This is a genomic window from Vibrio sp. E14 (assembly GCF_020515785.1).
Lineage (GTDB): Bacteria > Pseudomonadota > Gammaproteobacteria > Enterobacterales > Vibrionaceae > Vibrio > Vibrio diabolicus.
On sequence record NZ_JAHPJI010000002.1, the window covers coordinates 1 to 18,590 of the forward strand.

Annotated in this window: 22 protein-coding genes; 2 read left to right on the plus strand and 20 right to left on the minus strand. The window is 43.0% G+C overall.

The window, feature by feature from the left end; genetic code table 11:
* Positions 1-101: 101 nt before the first annotated feature.
* From LIX84_RS05240 to LIX84_RS05275, 5 genes are all read right to left on the minus strand, one after another.
* On the minus strand, positions 102-413 hold the full coding sequence (locus LIX84_RS05240) for an antibiotic biosynthesis monooxygenase family protein (protein WP_226420843.1): 312 nt from the start codon (positions 411-413) through the stop codon (positions 102-104).
* A gap of 143 nt (positions 414-556) precedes the next feature.
* On the minus strand, positions 557-1,342 hold the full coding sequence (locus LIX84_RS05245; protein ID WP_047517926.1) for an NYN domain-containing protein: 786 nt from the start codon (positions 1,340-1,342) through the stop codon (positions 557-559).
* Between the two features lie 161 nt (positions 1,343-1,503).
* Positions 1,504-1,902 (minus strand): FosG/FosC2-related fosfomycin resistance glutathione transferase, encoded by a 399-nt coding sequence (fos, locus tag LIX84_RS05255; protein ID WP_193447683.1) that lies wholly within the window; start codon positions 1,900-1,902, stop codon positions 1,504-1,506.
* Positions 1,903-2,588: 686 nt separating this feature from the next.
* A complete protein-coding gene (locus LIX84_RS05265) occupies positions 2,589-3,083 on the minus strand; it encodes a GNAT family N-acetyltransferase (protein ID WP_226420844.1) in 495 nt (164 codons plus the stop codon).
* 145 nt (positions 3,084-3,228) lie between these two features.
* Positions 3,229-3,738, minus strand: a complete 510-nt coding sequence (locus LIX84_RS05275) for a DUF6882 domain-containing protein (protein ID WP_020838879.1) — start codon at positions 3,736-3,738, stop codon at positions 3,229-3,231.
* Between the two features lie 218 nt (positions 3,739-3,956).
* On the opposite strand from LIX84_RS05275, the gene LIX84_RS05280 reads away from it, so the two are divergent.
* Entirely contained in the window at positions 3,957-4,388 is a 432-nt protein-coding gene (locus LIX84_RS05280) for a hypothetical protein (RefSeq protein ID WP_226420845.1), read from the plus strand.
* 172 nt (positions 4,389-4,560) lie between these two features.
* Here the strand turns inward: LIX84_RS05280 and LIX84_RS05290 are convergent, their stop codons facing one another.
* The 7 genes from LIX84_RS05290 to LIX84_RS05335 all read right to left on the minus strand — a co-directional run bounded on the left by LIX84_RS05290 (position 4,561) and on the right by LIX84_RS05335 (position 9,435).
* Positions 4,561-5,073: a GNAT family N-acetyltransferase gene (locus tag LIX84_RS05290; RefSeq protein ID WP_094124842.1), complete on the minus strand. Its 513-nt coding sequence runs from the start codon at positions 5,071-5,073 to the stop codon at positions 4,561-4,563.
* Positions 5,074-5,207: 134 nt separating this feature from the next.
* Positions 5,208-5,816, minus strand: coding sequence for a hypothetical protein (locus LIX84_RS05300; RefSeq protein WP_230417863.1), 609 nt, complete (start codon positions 5,814-5,816; stop codon positions 5,208-5,210).
* Positions 5,817-5,866: 50 nt separating this feature from the next.
* The gene (locus LIX84_RS05310) at positions 5,867-6,334 is read right to left on the minus strand and encodes a hypothetical protein (RefSeq protein ID WP_049535828.1); all 468 of its coding nucleotides are present in this window, start codon (positions 6,332-6,334) and stop codon (positions 5,867-5,869) included.
* A 147-nt stretch (positions 6,335-6,481) separates the two neighbouring features.
* The gene (locus tag LIX84_RS05320; RefSeq protein WP_029836295.1) at positions 6,482-6,928 is read right to left on the minus strand and encodes a GRAM domain-containing protein; all 447 of its coding nucleotides are present in this window, start codon (positions 6,926-6,928) and stop codon (positions 6,482-6,484) included.
* 154 nt (positions 6,929-7,082) lie between these two features.
* Positions 7,083-7,694, minus strand: coding sequence for a hypothetical protein (locus LIX84_RS05325; RefSeq protein ID WP_226420847.1), 612 nt, complete (start codon positions 7,692-7,694; stop codon positions 7,083-7,085).
* Between the two features lie 688 nt (positions 7,695-8,382).
* Entirely contained in the window at positions 8,383-8,817 is a 435-nt protein-coding gene (locus LIX84_RS05330) for a GNAT family N-acetyltransferase (RefSeq protein ID WP_226420848.1), read from the minus strand.
* A gap of 150 nt (positions 8,818-8,967) precedes the next feature.
* Positions 8,968-9,435 carry a cold shock domain-containing protein gene (locus tag LIX84_RS05335; protein ID WP_077681830.1) on the minus strand — a complete coding sequence of 156 codons (468 nt, stop codon included), beginning with the start codon at positions 9,433-9,435 and terminating at the stop codon, positions 8,968-8,970.
* A gap of 244 nt (positions 9,436-9,679) precedes the next feature.
* Between LIX84_RS05335 and LIX84_RS05340 the strand changes: the two genes are divergently transcribed.
* Positions 9,680-10,642, plus strand: coding sequence for an integron integrase (locus LIX84_RS05340; RefSeq protein ID WP_226420849.1), 963 nt, complete (start codon positions 9,680-9,682; stop codon positions 10,640-10,642).
* A 44-nt stretch (positions 10,643-10,686) separates the two neighbouring features.
* On the opposite strand, the gene LIX84_RS05345 is transcribed toward LIX84_RS05340, so the two are convergent.
* The 8 genes from LIX84_RS05345 to LIX84_RS05380 form a co-directional block, all read right to left on the minus strand.
* A complete protein-coding gene (locus tag LIX84_RS05345; protein WP_226420850.1) occupies positions 10,687-11,160 on the minus strand; it encodes a DUF2947 domain-containing protein in 474 nt (157 codons plus the stop codon).
* A 13-nt stretch (positions 11,161-11,173) separates the two neighbouring features.
* Positions 11,174-11,761 carry an HD domain-containing protein gene (locus LIX84_RS05350; protein ID WP_170903013.1) on the minus strand — a complete coding sequence of 196 codons (588 nt, stop codon included), beginning with the start codon at positions 11,759-11,761 and terminating at the stop codon, positions 11,174-11,176.
* A 1-nt stretch (position 11,762) separates the two neighbouring features.
* On the minus strand, positions 11,763-12,347 hold the full coding sequence (gene rimJ / locus LIX84_RS05355) for a ribosomal protein S5-alanine N-acetyltransferase (protein ID WP_226420851.1): 585 nt from the start codon (positions 12,345-12,347) through the stop codon (positions 11,763-11,765).
* A gap of 36 nt (positions 12,348-12,383) precedes the next feature.
* Entirely contained in the window at positions 12,384-13,928 is a 1,545-nt protein-coding gene (gene tyrR, locus LIX84_RS05360; RefSeq protein ID WP_226420852.1) for a transcriptional regulator TyrR, read from the minus strand.
* 100 nt (positions 13,929-14,028) lie between these two features.
* On the minus strand, positions 14,029-15,069 hold the full coding sequence (locus tag LIX84_RS05365) for a YcjF family protein (RefSeq protein ID WP_226420853.1): 1,041 nt from the start codon (positions 15,067-15,069) through the stop codon (positions 14,029-14,031).
* Positions 15,066-16,442 (minus strand): YcjX family protein, encoded by a 1,377-nt coding sequence (locus tag LIX84_RS05370; protein WP_226420854.1) that lies wholly within the window; start codon positions 16,440-16,442, stop codon positions 15,066-15,068. The genes LIX84_RS05365 and LIX84_RS05370 overlap by 4 nt, the downstream gene beginning before the upstream one ends.
* Before the next feature lie 263 nt (positions 16,443-16,705).
* Entirely contained in the window at positions 16,706-16,891 is a 186-nt protein-coding gene (locus LIX84_RS05375) for a hypothetical protein (protein ID WP_012841654.1), read from the minus strand.
* 173 nt (positions 16,892-17,064) lie between these two features.
* On the minus strand, positions 17,065-18,582 hold the full coding sequence (locus LIX84_RS05380) for a fumarate hydratase (RefSeq protein WP_005376905.1): 1,518 nt from the start codon (positions 18,580-18,582) through the stop codon (positions 17,065-17,067).
* Between the last annotated feature and the right edge of the window lie 8 nt (positions 18,583-18,590).

Genomic DNA, 18,590 nt, shown 5'->3' on the forward strand with positions numbered 1-18,590 from the left:
GGTGAGCAACGCAATACCGAAGCCGCCGCATACCACCTTAAACACAAAAACCAACGCATAGTGAAAATATCACGCGTTGCGAATCCCTCTTAAACAGTTTGTTATAACCACATGTTCTCACGGACTTCATAGTGGCTTACATGACGATCTGGATTCAATCTATATTTTTCATCCTCTGGATACAATTTAGCGACACTAATATCTTCTCCGGAAAATGCTTTGATACATTCAAGATCTTTCCAATAGGTCAGCAAGGTGATTTCAGCATTATCACCTAGATCTCGATTTAAAATTTGTGCACCAAGGAAGCCTTTGGTACTGGATGTATCTTTTATACCGGTCTCATATAGATATGCTATAAACCCTTCTTGATACTCTTTAGGGCAAGTTGCTTTCCATTCTCTTGCTATCATAAATACTCCATTTCATGCCGTGGTTATAACGCCCTGTTAAGGTGTGAGCAACGCAATACCGATGCCATTGCATACCACCTTAATCACCTAAACCAACGCATAGTGAAAATGCCACGCGTTGCGAATCACTCTTAAACAGTTTGTTAGGCATTTTTTCGAGCATCTTTAATAAAGATATGCACTGCCCCCGACTCTGTTTCCTTACGCAAAATGTCAAACAACTCAGTTGCCTCAATTAGTTGACTTAATGTAGTGAAACCATAGTTCTTTGAACTGAAGTCTGGATACTGACGCTTTATTAAACTGCCACAATGCCCTAAGAACGACCAACCATCTTCATCTTGGTACTCACTAGCAGCACCTCGCAAGATATTGAGAAGTTTAGTGTCTTGGCGTAATTTCCTGCGAATGGATTTACTGTCATTCTGGGATGATTTTTCATTCGGGCTATTGGTCAAAGGCTGCTCTTCTTTAGGGGCATATCTTTCTTTGAGCACCTCTGTATACATGAAATCATCACAAGCATTACGAAATGCCACAGGCGTCATTTTTTTACCAACGCCAAAAACATATATCTCTGACTCCTTTAGCCTTGAAGCCAGTTTAGTAAAATCACTATCACTACTTACTAAAGCAAAGGCGTCATATTTGTTGGAGTAAAGGAGATCCATTGCATCAATAATCATTGCTGCATCAGACGAGTTTTTACCTTGAGTGTAGGAAAACTGTTGTACCGGATTTATCGCCAGCTCATTTAAAGGTTGCTTCCAATTTTTCAAGCACTCAGAACTCCAATCCCCATAAGCCTTTTTAACGAGGATGTGCCCATGTTTAGATAGCTCCTTTAATACTGCATCTAACACGGAGTATTGAGCATTTTCGGCATCGATTAAGACCGCAATTTTTTTCTCTGAATTTATATCTATCAATCTCTTTTCCTTTAGGTATGCTGAGCTACCCTGATGCCTAACGCCCTGTTAAGGTGTGAGCAACGCAGTTCCGAAGCTCCCGCATACCACCTTAAACACTAAACGCAACGCACAGAAAAAATGCCAAGCGTTGCGAATCACTCTTAAACAGATTGTTATGTTTAAAGCCAAACGAGCCCACTATATGGTTTCGTTCTTAGAGATTCTAACCGGCTTTTCAGCGAACCTGAATGTATCTCTAGTTTGTGGCCATCAGGGTCTAAGATATAAAGTGACTGCCCTTCACTCTTATTCTCTTTCCAAACTTCTGCACCCAATGAAACTATGCGCTTCGCAAACGCTTCAAATTCTTTTGGTTCGATATCAAAAGCTACGTGGGTATAGTCTGTTTTAGGGCAAGGTTCATCGTGGGAAAGGCAAAACCATAGTTCGCCTATTGATAAATAAGCTCCGTTGTCCCACTTAGCATGAGCTGTGAATCCCAACGTCTCCTGATAGAACTGAAGAGAGCGATCTAAGTCACTAACTGCAATGGTTATATGATTGAGCCCTAAAATCACCGTTTTCTCCCGTAAACATAACGCCCAATTAAGGGGTGAGTAACGCAACACCGATGCCACCGCAAACCACCTTAATCACTAAAATTAACGCATAGTAAAAATGCCACGCGTTACGAATCCCTCTTGAATTGTTTGTTAGTACGCTGCCCGTTAACCTTTGGTACATGCCAAGATATTGAAATATAGCACGAAAATTAAGACTTAAAACGCTGAAGCTAAAGGGACAACTGCCAAACTAGAACTCAATCTCAAAACGCAAGTTGGCGAGAAGAAAAACTTGCTTAACTGACCTATTTTCACCGTTTTCAAATTAGCAAAGGATACGGTCTTCAGGATTAAACAACCGCGCCAAAGAAACTCAGTGTTTGACGAAAATTTCCCAGCATCAAAGAAACCACACCAAAGAAATAACCCGAAAGTTAGAAACCGTAAACGGTGAAATCAACGCGAACACAACTCATATAGTGCCACCGGAAAGAACGTGAAAGGCACATTTAACCAGGTGTAAAGCTAGGAAAAGAAACCGATAAACTCCGAAAATTTTACCGTTGATGCCAATCCAGTACTAACGCCGCGTTAAGGGGTGAACAACGCCACCACCTGACCTAACCCATTGTGCCATAATCACAAAAGCTAAACTTTGAACCAAAACTGCCAAGCGTTGAGAATCCCTCTTGAACGCTTTGTTATGTGCGTGCTAAACGGTAGCGCCTTACAGTGCCCTCGTTTTCACTTGTGTAGTTACCAAGATACTCACCGCCGCAGTTTTCGATAACCTTTTGGGATACAGGATTGTCAATTGAACAAGTAACAATAACTGAGTCAGTGACGACATGGTCTCGCACCCAAGCAAGCAGAAATGAGGCTACACCCTTACCACGAGCTGACGGTCTAGTTTCGTAGCCAACATGACCAATGACATTTTCTACGTTGGCATTAGTACCTTTGCGAACTCGGATTGCACCTAAAATTTCGGAGTTCGATACACAGTAGTAAGTTGTGCTAGGTAAATATCCTTTGGGTAACTCGGAGATTGCCTTTGAACGTTCGACCAAACCTGACAAATAAGCTGTCGGATCTTGCTCCACACCCGAATATTTTGGAATACCCGACTCTAGGCATTCTTTCGCATAACTCGCTAATAATGGGGCCAAATCAAGGTTGGCCTCTATCACTTCCATGTCAATTTTCCTCATAAGCACATAACGCCCTGTTAAGGTGTGAGCAACGCAATACCGATGCCACCGCATACCACCTTAAACACTAAACGCAACGCATAGTAAAAATGCCACGCGTTGCGAATCACTCTTAAACAGCTTGTTATACCTAGTTTGCCCAACTTATGTCAGTTATCACCATGTAAGTAAAACCCGTCTCTCCCGTGGTTCGGTAGGCACCTTTAGCTTCCAAAAGATAAGAGGTCACGGAAGTCATTTCCCACCCATCAATCTCATCCGCTTCCCACTTGTCTATGATAAGCGCTTCATAGCCTTTTGACTCGCCAAACTCTCGAACGATGTGCATCTGATCTTTTACATTGTCATAAATGTAAGAGTTTGCCCAAGACCAAAGCCATGTATTTGACGTGGTAGAAATAGAACCGACGAACTGTACCTTTGCAATAACAGCAACCTTTCCATCGTTTGAAAATATAAGAGTACCGCTTTCCTGATCCCAGTCGAAACGCTCATGTTCACCAAGTTTAAACTCGCTCATCAGCTTGCTCTGCTTTTCTGTCAGAGCAGTATGCGCTTCGGTAACAAAATCTTCCCAGCTAATATTTGCGTTGGCATTTGAAACGAATAATCCCATGGCTGCTGTTAGTAATTTCTTCATAATTCTCCTACGAGGTATAACGCCGCGTTAAGTAGTGAGCAACGCTTCCACGAAACTTAACCATACCACCATAAACACAAAACCCAACGATAGAATGAAAAATACCAAGCGTTGGGAATCTGCCTTAAACGCTTTGTTATGTGACGTACTACGTGTGGTAATCATTGCTCGAAATAAGCACCTAGATTACTATAACTTTAATAACTAGGAGAGAGATTATGAAGTTTATTAATATTGGAGAAGGTGCAAAAGTTGATGGTTTGCAGCTAAAGCGTAATATTTTAGTTACCGATGATATGTCTCAGGTTGTTTTTGTTGATGTTGGGAAAAATGGTGAAGTAATAAATTTAGATGCTGATGGCAATCAAGTGCTAACTCCCGAAGCATATAGTAAATACCTGGATGCACGAGTATCTGAGCTTGACGATTGTTTCTCAGAGTTTACTGAAGAATTACATAAAATTGAGAATGAAATAGCTAAAGCTAAAATTAATCGCCAGCTAAACGCTGTCAAAGAAGAACTAAAACAAGTCGTACCTCAAAACAGCGCAATCAACTACTCTAGAGCACTTAATACACTCAAAGATCTATGTATAAATTTGGGGTATGGTGTTTTAGCTGGCATTGCAACATCACAACTCGGGTTTTAAGTACCATAGGGGCAACACGCCCCTAGTCACATAACGCCGCGTTAAGGGGTGCTGGCACGCAATACAAAAGCTACCGCACAGCGCCATAAACACTGAACTCAACGCATAGTAAAAATGCCACGCGTGCCAAATCCCTCTTGAACGCTTTGTTATGTGAATTTTTTCAGAGTGCTCAATACACACAACCATTAAATTCAATGACTTGATCGCTTAAAGCATGACTGCCATTGTAAGACTTAACCATACCACCACGGTAAACAAACTGACTCCAAGTTTTCTGCTGTACGTCGAAGTAATGGATAGGCAAAACTAACTCCGAATACCCTGAGCTTCGATAAACATCTGGCTCATAAGCGAAGAGAAAAGAATGAGTTACCCCAAAAGACACTAAGCATCGATCGAGCTCTTTCACGATGACTTTAGCTAAGCCCAAACCACGCTTACTTGGTGTAATGGCAATACCACCAATTATGCCCCCTTTGAAGCTTATTGAGCCCTGCCTCATTAAACGACTATAAGCCAAACCAGTAGCGATAATCTGATTATCGTCTTCAATGAGAATTGCACAAACGAACTCACGATTGAAAATGAACATAGAATCTTGGCCAAAAACGGAGTTTAGATGAGCATTAAGTGCTGCTTCGTAAGCCTCAATCTGACCACTTTTGACAACTGATATTTTCAAGATTGACTCCATTCACATAACGCCCTGTTAAGGTGTGAGCAACGCAATACCGAAGCTCCCGCATACCTCCTTAATCACTAAAACCAGCGCATAGTGAAAATGCCACGCGTTGCGAATCACTCTTAAACAGATTGTTATGCATCATTTTCACGGACTTTATTAGACCATGACTTGACTACCCTTTGCTCTTTTTTGACTAACCTAGATCGCCACATGAGATCAGCAAGCAATATAGCAATGACTGAGTTAAAACGTTCTCTAGGTGTCGAATTTTCCTCGAACTCTGAAGGACCACACCAAGGTAATTGACTAACCAAATGTGCTACTTTTTCAGAGTCAAAGCTAACACCACGCCAACTATGACCAAACTCATTTCGGATTTTACGGATAAGAGTTATTTCTCGAAACTCATTATCTTGAATTAAGCCAAGGGCATGCGCTGCTGTTGCTTTTGCGGAAAAAGTACCTAGTGGTGCGTTAAACCCAGATATAAGGTCTTTTCCTGATTTATTATCAGCAAAAAACTCTCCAAGGATATTACCTAACCAGTCATCTAATACCGCAGCAGCATTTAAAGCAGCACCACGATCACTCTCTTTGTTAAATTCCCTAAGAAACTCCGCAAGTTCCATAGTTTCAGGTTCTGACTTCATAACACTCCTGATGCATAACGCCCTGTTAAGGTGTGAGCAACGCAATACCGAAGTTGCCGCATACCACCTTAACCACTTAAAACAACGCATAATGAAAATGCCACGCGTTGCGAATCACTCTTAAACAGTTTGTTAGGTTTTTACTCAAAGAGTGCTCTATAAACTGGCGAAGATTTACTCTCATTCAAATCAATGACTTTTACATGCTTCGAAGCATGCATGGCAAGTTTACGATCCATTGTAACCAAGTACGCATCTTCAATCTTTGCGATGCATGCAAAAACCAAATCTGCTCCATACAACTTATCAAAGCCATCCAACGTAAATAATTGATTAGCTTTTCGAATTAGTTCTTGGTCAACATCGTACATAAGAGCTCGGTCATCTAAAAGATAGAACTCTCTAAGAACCGGTTTTCCTTTGCGAGCGAGCTTTGAGACCGTTGCATTTACTTCGAAAACAGCGAGAGTTGGAAATATATTTTGATAGTCAATATCAATCCAACCGTCAGAAAGATCTTTAAATAGGCTTCTACCCGGTGAATATCCATCATCATTCGATTCTTTAATATTTACTATTGCTGATGTATCCCATACAAACTTATGCATTTTACCTCCGAAAAACCTAACGCCCTGTTAAGGTGTGAGCAACGCAATACCGAAGCTACCGCATACCACCTTAAACACTAAAACCAACGCATAGTAAAAATGCCACGCGTTGCGAATCACTCTTGAACAGTTTGTTATACATTTAATCTAAGATCGTGTGTTTTTCTCAATCAAGTACAAGAATTGCTTGTATTTTTCAGTTGCAAAAGAGACGGATTCTTCGTCAGTATAAACACAAAATACTTGTCCAATTAACGAGATGGTGGCAGCCAGAGGATTACACTGTTCAACTTCAACGATGTCATTCAAGAGAGTCGAATATATTGGTCTGTATTCATAAGAATCATTATCCCACTCTGCAAAAATCACTTGCTGGTCAGTTAAAATTAAAGCACCTGAATATGCATATAACCCTTCCGTGAACATAGACTCAGAATAAACCAAAATAGACTCATTGCTTGAAACTAAATCTCTTTTTAACAACTCTATGTATTTAGAGGTTTCTACAGGTCCAAAACCGGATTTCATTGGTCCTCGATTCGAACAACCAACCAAAGACAAAATACATATCAAAAACATCCATTTTTTAAACATCTCGAAGCTCCCTTTCTAATTTTTCGAGTTGATGTATAACGCCGCGTTAAGTAGTGAGCGACGCATCCACCTAACCTAAACTACTACACCGTAAACACAAAACTCAATTTGAACTGAGAATGCCGAGCGTTGCGAATCTGTCTTAAACGCTTTGTTAGGTTTGCAGTATGATGCTAGGTGTGTACTTTGATTGACCTTTAACTAGCTCTTCTCCACGCTTTATACGAGCAAAAGCTTTCAAACTCAACCACGCAGGAAAGCCAAACATTGCCAATGTCGTGCCAAATAAAAGAAAAGATTGAACTTTGCTAATCCCTAAAATCCCGTCAAGAAATAGAGGGGAGCAAGCGATAAAAGCTAGCAAGAAGTATAAAGAAGCATACAAAGACTTTCGCCAGTTCCGTGATAAACTCGAAGAATATTTTTCTTTAAATTCAAGAGTCAATGCCCCATGCAACTCAAGCTTTTTTAGATATTGCTTTGACAGTACATAATCCCTTAAACACTTCGTCGAGTTTTCCAGCGTTAAAATGTACTCAACTTCTTTTACTGATATATTCTCTGTGCCAGCGATAGCTTGATAGCCTTTTTCCACAGCATAAGGATGTAGTTTACCCTCCGCTAAGTCGAACAGAAACTCTTTAGAAAAGCGGTAATCGTCTTTCAACCTAGCATGCTTACCACTAGCCAATTCAAGTAAGAATTTGCTCAATAGAATGAATGCTGAAACTAACGCAGGGATCTTGACCCACAATGAAATGTCCAAATTTCCTCCAAAAAACCTAACGCCGCGTTAAGTGGTGAACAACGTCAACCAGCAAACCTAAACCATTGTACCTTAAACACTTAACCCAACTGAAAGTGAAATCGCCAAGCGTTGTGAATCCGCCTTAAACGCCTTGTTAGGCGAAGTTTCCCACCAATGTTTAAGGTTGTTTGCAAGCAGATTACCCGAAACCAAATAAGCAACCAACCACCCACTGACTTTTTGTGATTCAAGAACCACAAATATCACTATGTTTCAGCCAAGATTCCAACGACCACGAAGCGCAGACCTTCAGCAACAAATTAGGTTTTAAGCCCGAAAAACCCAAAGCTGTAAACTTAAAGCGAGAACGAAAGCCTCGATTGGCCTGCCCTTTCCACACTTTGAGCCAGTGAGATTTACAACCAACCGACTGTGAAAACCAATGAGGCAACCCGCGAACCTTTGCATATTTTACGGCCAGAGAGATTCAAGAATTGGAGCCGACAATGTTGAATTGCCGACTTAGAAAAACGAATGCTCAAAGAGAACTAAGAAGATGAGAACAAAGAACTTTCCTGCCCGTCGCCTAACGCCCAATTAAGGGGTGAGCAACGCTACCACCCAACCTAAAGCATTGTACCGTAACCACTAAAATTGAAGTAGAAGCAAAAATGCCAAGCGTTGGGAATCCCTCTTAAATTGTTTGTTATGTGTTTGAACTTAAAAGGATCTCCATTTCAACCAACCCTTTGACTTCAGATGTTCTAACGAAGCCCTTGGACTCATACAGGCTGATTGCTGGATTTTCACTAAACACACGTAAAACTAGCTTAGTGGATTGTCTTTCTAGCGCATATCTAACAACTAGTTCGAGACACTTAGCCCCAATACCTCTACCCTGAAACTCAGGCAAAATTTGAAAGTCTCTCAAGAAGGTAGTATCGCCACTATAGCTAAAACGGAGAACACCAACACGAGCTTGGTCTAGATGGACTTCGTAATTATCTAACTCTTCCCAACTACTTAGAAACTGATTGTTATCCCAGATTATCCCACGGGTTTGATAGTAACTTGCCATATTAGACTTGGTTAAAGATTCTGCGAATAAGGAGTCACTACCTACTTTTAGCTGTACTTCCATGCATTTTCCTCTGGTTACACATAACGCCGCGTTAAGTAGTGAGTAACGCCACCACCATACTTAAACCATTGTGCCGTAAACACTAAAGCTGAATCAAACCCAAAATGCCGAGCGTTGCGAATCTGTCTTAAACGCTTTGTTATGCCGATACTACCAACTACCACACAACTGGCTCTCACAAGGGCTACCATCATTGTCACCATCAATTTTAACTCCGGGACAGTTTGACAAGTAAAACTTGGCTTCATCACAAGATACCATCTGGCTGCAATAAGTTTTGCCTTGGCAGTTAAAGCCCATATTTTCATATGCTGGATTTAACTTTGGCTCTATTACAAAGATATATAAAACTGCACCTAAAAAACCAACAATAAGTGCAAGGAGTATAATTGAAAAAGGGTTGCTTTTTTGGGGTTCGACACCAACCAACTGTGCAATCGAAGCGCTTGGCTTAGAGGTATTCTCCGCAAGTTGAAATTCTACTTTATCTCCAACTTGTGGTCGGCGAAAACCCTTTTTGAATTTGGATACATGAACAAAAATGTCACCATTGAGATTGTCAGACTTTATAAAACCAAAACCTCTATCATCAACCCAGCGAACGATTTTCCCTTTCATATATCCTCCATTTTCTTATAGCGGCATAACGCTTTCTATACGGCAATTTGCCTCCTTTCTAGCAGGCTACCGCCTTCTTTCTGATCAAAAGCGCTATAAATCGTAGCACCTATATGCATGAAAAAAATAGAAAAACAGTATGAATATGTGTGGTCGCGCGCGCAATTAGACGGCGCAATGCACGCTAATTGCAAAAGAGGTGATAGATTTAAGGGGCTGTATAAATAAACAGGTCAATTTTATCATGAAAAGTCAGTTTTTACTTAGTGTAAAAGAGCACATGCTTACTCGTCATTATGCGAATAAAACCATCGAAAGTTATCTATTTTGGATAAAACGCTTTATCACTTTCCACCAGCTTGCACACCCTTCGACACTAGCAGAAGATGATGTCGTTCAGTTCCTGAGTTACTTAGCGGTAAAAGAAAAAGTTGCGGTAAAAACGCAAGCTTTGGCACTGAACTCAATATCATTTTTATATCGTGATTATTTCAAAACTCCACTATCACTTGATATGAGATTTCAGAAATCTCTGACCGAAAAGAAACTTCCCGTTGTGTTAACCAGGGAGGAGATCCGACGATTTGTTCAACATATCGACCCGAGGTATAAACTCCATATTCAGTTGCTTTATGGCTCAGGGCTTCGAGTCATGGAGTGTTTGCGCTTAAGAGTTCAGGACATCGATTATGATTATGGTGCAGTTCGTGTTTGGCAAGGAAAAGGAGGTAAAAATCGTACCGTAACGTTAGCAAAAGAGCTACATGAGCCGCTTAAAGCTCAGGTTAATTTAACAAGAGATTACTATTTTAAAGATAGACACATGCCTGGTTATGCGGGCGTATACATCTCTGAAGGTTTACGACGTAAATACCCAAAAGCGGAGCTAGATTTTAACTGGCACTTTTTATTCCCATCAACAAAGTTAAGTACAGATCGGGACACCGGAGAGCTCAGAAGGCATCATATCAATGAAAGTGCAATACAAAGAGCGGTAAAGCGCGCTGCAACGGATGCGTGTATCGAGAAAATAGTAACATGCCATACACTCAGGCACAGCTTTGCCACGCATTTATTGGAGTCTGGTGCAGACATTAGAACCGTACAGGAGCAATTAGGACACACTGATGTAAAAACCACCCAGATTTATACTCACGTTATCGAGCGCGGGGCTGGCGGCGTGTTGAGTCCATTATCCAGCCTTTAGAAAAACAAAGCCACCTCGAAAAGGTGGCTTTGCAGTATAACTCGTTATTGGCGAACACCGAGTTTCACATTGCCCTTTGAGTCAAACCAAAACGCTTGTGAACGACGACGTCCAATCAATATTGGACCATCATCATAAAAGAGAAAGTTCTTCCAATGCTTTTTAAAAATCGACCACTTAGTTTCGATGACATTGTACTTCTCGTAGCAAAAGTAAACGGTCACATCGTCTTGCCAATCGATATGTGCTTCTACTTCCGCTGGCATGTCCGGATCATCCAACTCCCACGCAGCCATCCAATCAACGACTTCAGACCAGTTCGCCTCATTCATTGGCCAATCTTGGGAGCTAAGTCGATCCATATCGGGGCTTTGAGTACTAATATTTTCTTTCCAAAATTGTGCTGAACGAGCTTGGCTCATCGGCTTAATAAAAGCCAAATCTTCTTTTGGCACAGGCATCGACTGATGCGTAAAAATCCATTTTCTTTGGTATTCATCCAAAGGCAAATAAGACATTCAGTCTCCTTTATTACGATTTCAGCCAACCTTTCTCTGTGGCTTCTTCTATCAACTCTTTCGCTTTGCCCCATAAGGTAACAGAGCCAAATTCAATTCGTTTATTAATGGTAAGTGCTTGTTCACGAGAAACGCCATGCTCCTTCCAACTCTGACCATTATTATGGTAGTTCAAGAGCATTGGAATTAACCGATCGAGTGCTTTTGCATACTTAGCATCATCGGTCTGCGCGGCTTCAAATTCATGCCAAAGCGCCAATAACTCTTGCTCCTGATCGCTGGGTAACATACCAAACAAGCGTTCTGCCGCTCTAATTTCTTTTTCTGCCTGCTCTTGAGACGCGGCAGTATCATAAACAAAGGTATCCCCCGCGTCGATCTCTACTACGTCATGTATCAATAACATTTTCATCACTCGGCAAATATCAACAGGTGCATTTGCATGCTCTTCCATCAATATTGCCATCAGTGCGACATGCCAACTATGCTCACCACTATTTTCGAGACGCCCTTCAGCACTTTTAACTCGGGTTCGGCGCAAAATACTTTTGAGTTTATCGAGCTCGATTACAAGTGCTAATTGCTTTTCCAATCGCTCCATACTATCGCCCTTCTGGTTGCCAATTCGGATTAATAAGTGACGTTAGAACGTGGTCTTGCCATTCACCATTAATCAAAAGGTAATCTTTTGCATACCCTTCTCGATTGAACCCTACATGCTCTAGCACAGATTCACTACGTTTGTTGTGAGGCATGTACCCGGCTTGAATACGATGCAGTTTCTGAACGTTAAACATGTAGTCGCAAGCCATAGTTAATCCACGACGCATATAACCATGCCCTTGTGCTTTTTCAGCGAGAGAGTATCCGACGTTACAAGAATAAAAAGGGAAACGACTCAAATTACTAAAGGATATCGTACCTAGCATTTCACCCGAAGAGGCTCTGACCAAGAGGCAATAATACCCCAACCCCATTCGATGCAGCTCATTGAGCTTGATAAGCTTTTGCAACCAACCGTTCACTGAGAAAAAAGCCTCTTCACGTTTCGGCTCAAACGGTTTCAGGTATTCTCGGTTCGCTTGAAAATACTCGGCAATCATATCTGCGTCAACGATTTCAGCGGTACGCAGAAGCAAGTCACCGTCCAACTTATGAACGGCGATAGATGAGCTGTTATCTTCCATTACAAATGATTAATTCCGTCTTTTCGTTCAATTCGATTAATTCTTGCGGATACCGTAATCACGCAGTTTATTAGCGATTGAGGTATGCGATACATTTAAGCGCTTAGCAAGCTTGCGGCTTGATGGGAATGACTGATACAAACGCTCCAGAACCTGAGATTCATAGTCACGCATGATCTCATCCAATGAACCGTCGATGTTAAGAGTCGCACTACCAGCACCGAATGATTGAGGCTGAGGTAAATTGAAGTGATCCGCGTTTAGTATACCACCATCCATTTCTGTGAGCGCTCGAAGAACCATGTTATCGAGTTGGCGCATGTTTCCTGGCCACTGATAATTTGCAAGGGCATCAACTAGACCATCATCAAACTCTGGCTTATCAAGCCCAAGCTGTTGAGCATGTTTCGCCACAAATAACTCAAGCAATGGCGCAACGTCGTTTGAGCGCTTACGTAACGGAGGAATGCTGAGCGTAAGTACGTTGAGACGATAATACAAATCTTCACGGAACATTCCTGCCTCAGAAAGTTCGGCAAGGTTATGTTTTGTTGAAGCGATGATGCGAACATCGACATGCATCTCATCTTCTGCACCGACACGACGGAAATTACCATCCTGTAGAAAACGTAACAGCTTGATTTGAAGATGCGAACTCATTTCACCGATTTCATCAAGAAATACCGTCCCGCCATTTGCTTGCTCAAAGATGCCTTTGTGACCTTGTTCATGATTAAATGAACCCGGCGCGTGACCAAAAAGTTCGGTTTCTGCTACATCGTCAGGCATCGAAGCACAACTCAAAACTAGGAATGGCTTGCTCGCACGGCTAGAACGGCTGTGGCAAGCTTTAGCAAGCATTTCTTTACCGGTCCCTGTTTCGCCCTCAATTAACAGTGGCTGGTCAAGCACAGACAGCTTCTTAGCTTGGTTCATTAGCGCTTTATGACGGTTCGATATACCAACAAAGTGCTCAAAACCCAGAGGATTATGCAGCGGTAGCGCTTCTTCAATTCTTGCGACTTGCTGACTAGAGCGAATCGTCATTAGAGTACTCGCTAGAGTCGAGTTTTGCGCTTCGTCTCGGATATAAACTGGCATCAACTCAAGAACATAGTCCAAGCCATCAATCACAAGGTTTTCCCGCGTTCTGCCATTCACACCTTCAGACCAACGAGAGAAACGAACACTTGGTAACAAAGCACCGATTTGAGTGCCAATTACTTCTTGCTTGTGAAGACCAAGCAGTGTAAGTGCAGACATGTTTGCCATGTCTACGGCACCTTTAAGGTCGATGGCAAAGACCGGATCGGGCAAGTTATCAACTAGCGAAAGCAGCTCCGTATTGTGGCGCTCCATCGGCATAAACTGGATTTTACGTACGTCTTTCACCCCCGGAATACGGCGGATTTCAGCCATCAGCTCACTAAACGTATCAAAATCAATATCTGGGCAATTCAAATAGATAATACCGCTAATATCGATTTCGATACCACGCAAGTCGATGCTTTTAGACGCTAAAATATCGAGCAGTTCTCGGGTCAAGCCGAGTCGATCTTCACATAAGACTTCAAGACGCACTTAAAATATCCCAATTCACAACTGTCAGGAAAAGTTGACAGTAGTTTCTATCATGCTTGGAATCGCGTCAAGCAATCCTATCCATCAAAGTTGATATTCGTTACGGTTTCATCGTAATTGATGCAACTTTCGCCGCCACTGCCTTGCGTATGGTGCCCAATTTAACCTGACGGTCAGGATACCATGGTAGTGGACGCAATAAGGTCATCGCTTTCAAGCCCAAACGTGCCGTTAGAATACCAACACCTAGCCCCTGCCCCGCACGAGCAGAGACTTTGCCAGCAAGGTCCATCGACATCAAGTCCATACTGGCATCAATAGCCAGCTCACTGGCACCAGCCGCCGCCATATTGACAAATACCGCTTTTAGTAGCTTGATGCGAGAGGCGTAACCTAGCTCTACCCCATATACTTTGGAGAGGTTGTCGATCATTTTGAAATTTCGCCACGCCACCAGCAACATATCAGCGGCAGCCAGAGGGCTCACGGCGACCAGGGCCGCACACTCGGTTGCGTGCTGCGATACGATTTTCGTTGCCAATTTGTCTTGTTGGCTCACGACCATCGAGTCATACATATCAAGGATTTCAGCATCACTATGAGCAGGGTTAATGCTGTTCTGCCAACGATCAAAGCCCGGGTTCTCTGCCATCACGCCACTTTGTTCTGCTACATTTTCGCAAAAGGCTTTCCCTTTCCCCACACTCTCACTACTAACAAGCGCTTCTGCTTCTTCTTGAACACTAAAATGATTTCGTAGTTTGCGCAGTTTCCAAAGCTCTTTACCCATCGCCCCTAAACCAAGCGAAGCGATCGCAGCAATAAACCCCGTCCAGCTTAAAGCCAGCCAATCAGAAGTTTGAATTGCGGTTATAACCGAGTCCACCGCTTGCCAGCCAACCAAACCAGCAAAGGTGGCAAATGCGCCAGTCGCAAGCCATTTTCTGCCCGGTTTTGGACGAATGACATGCTCGAGTTGCAATTCCTGTTCGGTCTCCTGGCGCTCTTCTTTAAGTTCAACAGGTACGAATGTTTCTTTTTCGCCGAATGTTTGCTGCGCCGTCAACTCCGGTTGATTCGATTGCTGCTCTTTTTCCATCGCCTTTTCAGAGAAAACTTGTTTTTGCTTCAACTCACTCATTTCAATTTATCTCCAATCAGGTAATCCAGTGCTTTGTCTAAGCGTATGTGCTTCACTGGCTCATCATTCTGTGAGGGCATTGGACGGAATGACGTAAAATCAAACCCGTTGTTTTGCCAATAAGCCGCATTTGGTAGTTTTTTCGGCACTTCTCCCGGGAACATCGTCATCGGCTCACCATCCAACGTCGTACCCTGTAACGCCGGAATCGTCTTATCTCCAGAAGAAATAAATCCCGTCGTGGTTGATTGGATAGAAGCAATACTCATGCAACTCATCTCGATATTCTCGTAGGCTGCGGTTTGCCACGCTGGATGCACCATTTGTTGTAGCAAAGACACTAAATTGGGATGCTGATCGGGCGTTATGTGATCCGCTTTTGTGGCAGCAAACAGCACTTTGTCGATTTTTGGTGAGAATAAACGGCGCAAAAAGCTACTACGACCATAACGGAAGCTATGCATGATCTGCTCTAGCGCTTGGCGCATGTCGTAAAACGCTTCATCGCCGGCATTGAGAGGCTGCAAGCAATCCACCAGCACAATCTGTCGATCGAAGGTCGCAAAATGATGCTTATAAAATGCTTTCACTACTTTCTGTTGGTATTCCTGAAAACGCGCTTCGAGCATCGCCAAGTTGCTGCCCTTAAGAGCCTTGCTTTCCGAATCAGCACGACACGGGAAAAACTGTAGCACTGGCGCGCCTCCGAGCTCACCAGGTAATACGAAGCGGCCAGGCTGAACCCAATGAAGACCTGCGTCTTTACAGGCATGAAGGTACTCGGTGTATGTATGCGCAACTTTCTCGAGTAGTTTCTCGTTCACTTCAGCAGAAAGATCCACCTTTTCTAATTCAGACAGCCAAGCTTTGGCTAAATCGCCACGCTGGCCTTTAAGTGCATCAAACTGAGTTTGCGACCACGTCGCAAAGTCCATGTCCAATAACGGCAGGTCGAGCAGCCACTCTCCTGGATAGTCGATAATATCAACATTTAAAATTGCGGTTTTACTCAACAGCTTTTTCGTGGTTTTATTTGGTTTGTACTTGAGCGCTAAGCGAATCTCACTCACATCCCGTGTTGGTACTGGCCATTGAGGTGGGGTCGCATGGATCTGGCTCATCGCTTCGTCGTAAGCGAAACGTGGCACCATCATATTCGCTTGAGGTTCACGCTTCGCTCCAATAAGACGCTTATCTCTGGCTGCAGTCAAAAGAGGCAAATTATCATGGGTAGCGGTATGGAGGAACTGATTCACTAATGACGTGATGAATGCCGTCTTACCTGCACGAGAAAGTCCGGTGACGGCAATTCGAACATTGGAGTCCATACCTCTGTTGATAAAGTCATTGACTTCTTTCTTTATTCTTTTCATTGCGCTTCTTTATCTTGCTCCGCTCTAAAACAACGTTATCAGCAACTTCGGGTATTAATCTATGAATACTTACCTTTTCATACTGAACTCTATGAGTCTAACTTTATATACCTTAATAAAAGATGAACAAAACATTCGCTTAAAGCAGGATGAAAAAAGAAAAGCCCCTGAGTGGTTCAGAGGCTTACTTAATCAACACTAAAGCATTAGTGACCCTATTTATGCTGATTACTGTGTTGAACAGAAACCTGCTTTCTTTGAGTCTAGTCGTCTTCGATTAATTTATAGATAACAAATAGAGCGATTTCTAAAATCAGCCATAATACACACGTGATGGTCACGTACTTCTCATCAAAGATGCTGATGCCGTGAAGGATCAAGTCGTAGCCAACAAAGCCACCTACCACTACAGCAAGAATAATTTGTAGAATCTGAATAAAACGAGGCATGCCGTCTCCTAATTATTGTTCGCATAACGTTTGATTGCTATGCCCTGAGGTTTATATCTACATTATATAGACAAAAAGTGCAGTTTTCGCTGCACTTTTGTCAAATGTTTGCTAGGTAAATCAGCACCTTGTCACATTCTCTCTACTGAGACAATGTAAGATTACCGTTTGCCTTACGCTTCCATCTCTTGGATTTTCACTTTCCAAGTGTCAGGACCGATTTGGTGCGCGTTAACGCCATTTGAGTCTACAGCCACTGTTACTGGCATATCTTCAACTTCAAATTCGTAAATCGCTTCCATACCTAAATCTTCAAATGCGACAACGCGAGCTTTCTTGATCGCTTTCGCTACAAGGTACGCCGCGCCACCAACAGCCATTAGGTAAACCGCTTTGTGATTCTTGATAGATTCAACCGTTGCAGGGCCACGCTCAGCTTTACCGATCATGCCCATGATTCCTGTTTTTTCGAGCATCATATCGGTGAATTTATCCATACGCGTTGATGTTGTTGGGCCAGCAGGACCAACGACTTCATCACCAACTGCATCGACAGGGCCTACGTAGTAAATGAACTTACCGTTGAGATCTACGCCTTCTGGTAGACCTTCTCCATTGTCTAACATGCCTTGAATACGTTTATGCGCAGCATCACGGCCAGTCAGAATTTTACCTGATAGAAGAACGGTTTCGCCTGTCTTCCACTCTTGTACTTCTTCTTTAGTAATCGTGTCTAAGTTTACGCGACGCGTGTTTTCGCCCGCTTCCCAAGTAATATCTGGCCAATCTTCTAGTTTAGGTGGAGTTAGCTCTGCTGGGCCGCTGCCGTCAAGCGTGAAGTGCACGTGACGAGTCGCCGCACAGTTCGGTATCAAACAAACAGGCTTAGAAGCAGCGTGCGTTGGCGCCGTTTTGATCTTAACGTCGACAACAGTTGTCAAACCACCAAGGCCTTGCGCGCCGATACCAAGTTTGTTCACGCGATTGAAGATATCAAGACGAAGCTCTTCTTCTGCGTTTTGTGGGCCACGGTCAATAAGCTCTTGAATATCGATGTGTTCCATTAGAGATTCTTTTGCCAATACCGCTGCTTTTTCAGCCGTACCGCCAATACCAATGCCAAGCATGCCAGGAGGACACCAGCCCGCGCCCATTGTTGGTAGCGTTTTCTCTACCCACTCAGCAATATCGTCAGATGGGTTTAGCATCACCATCTTAGTTTTGTTTTCACTACCGCCGCCCTTCGCTGCGATCTGAATTTCAACTTTATCGCCCGGAACCATGTTGATGTGTACGACAGCAGGCGTGTTGTCTTTGGTATTAATACGTTTACCGGCAGGATCCATAAGTACTGACGCACGCAACGGGTTGTCTGGGTTCGTATACGCTTGTCGAACACCTTCATCTACCATCTGCTGAACCGTCATGTCGGTTGAGTCCCATTGCACGCCCATACCGATGTTGACGAAACACGTCACGATACCAGTATCCTGACAAATTGGTCGGTGACCTTCTGCGGACATTCGGGAGTTAATTAGGATCTGAGCAATCGCGTCTTTAGCGGCTTGGCTCTCTTCGCGGTGATAGGCTTTTTCAAGAGCTTGAACAAAGTCTAGCGGGTGGTAGTAAGAAATATACTGTAGCGCATCAGCGACACTGCTGATCACATCCTGCTTGCGTATTACCGTCATTACATGCC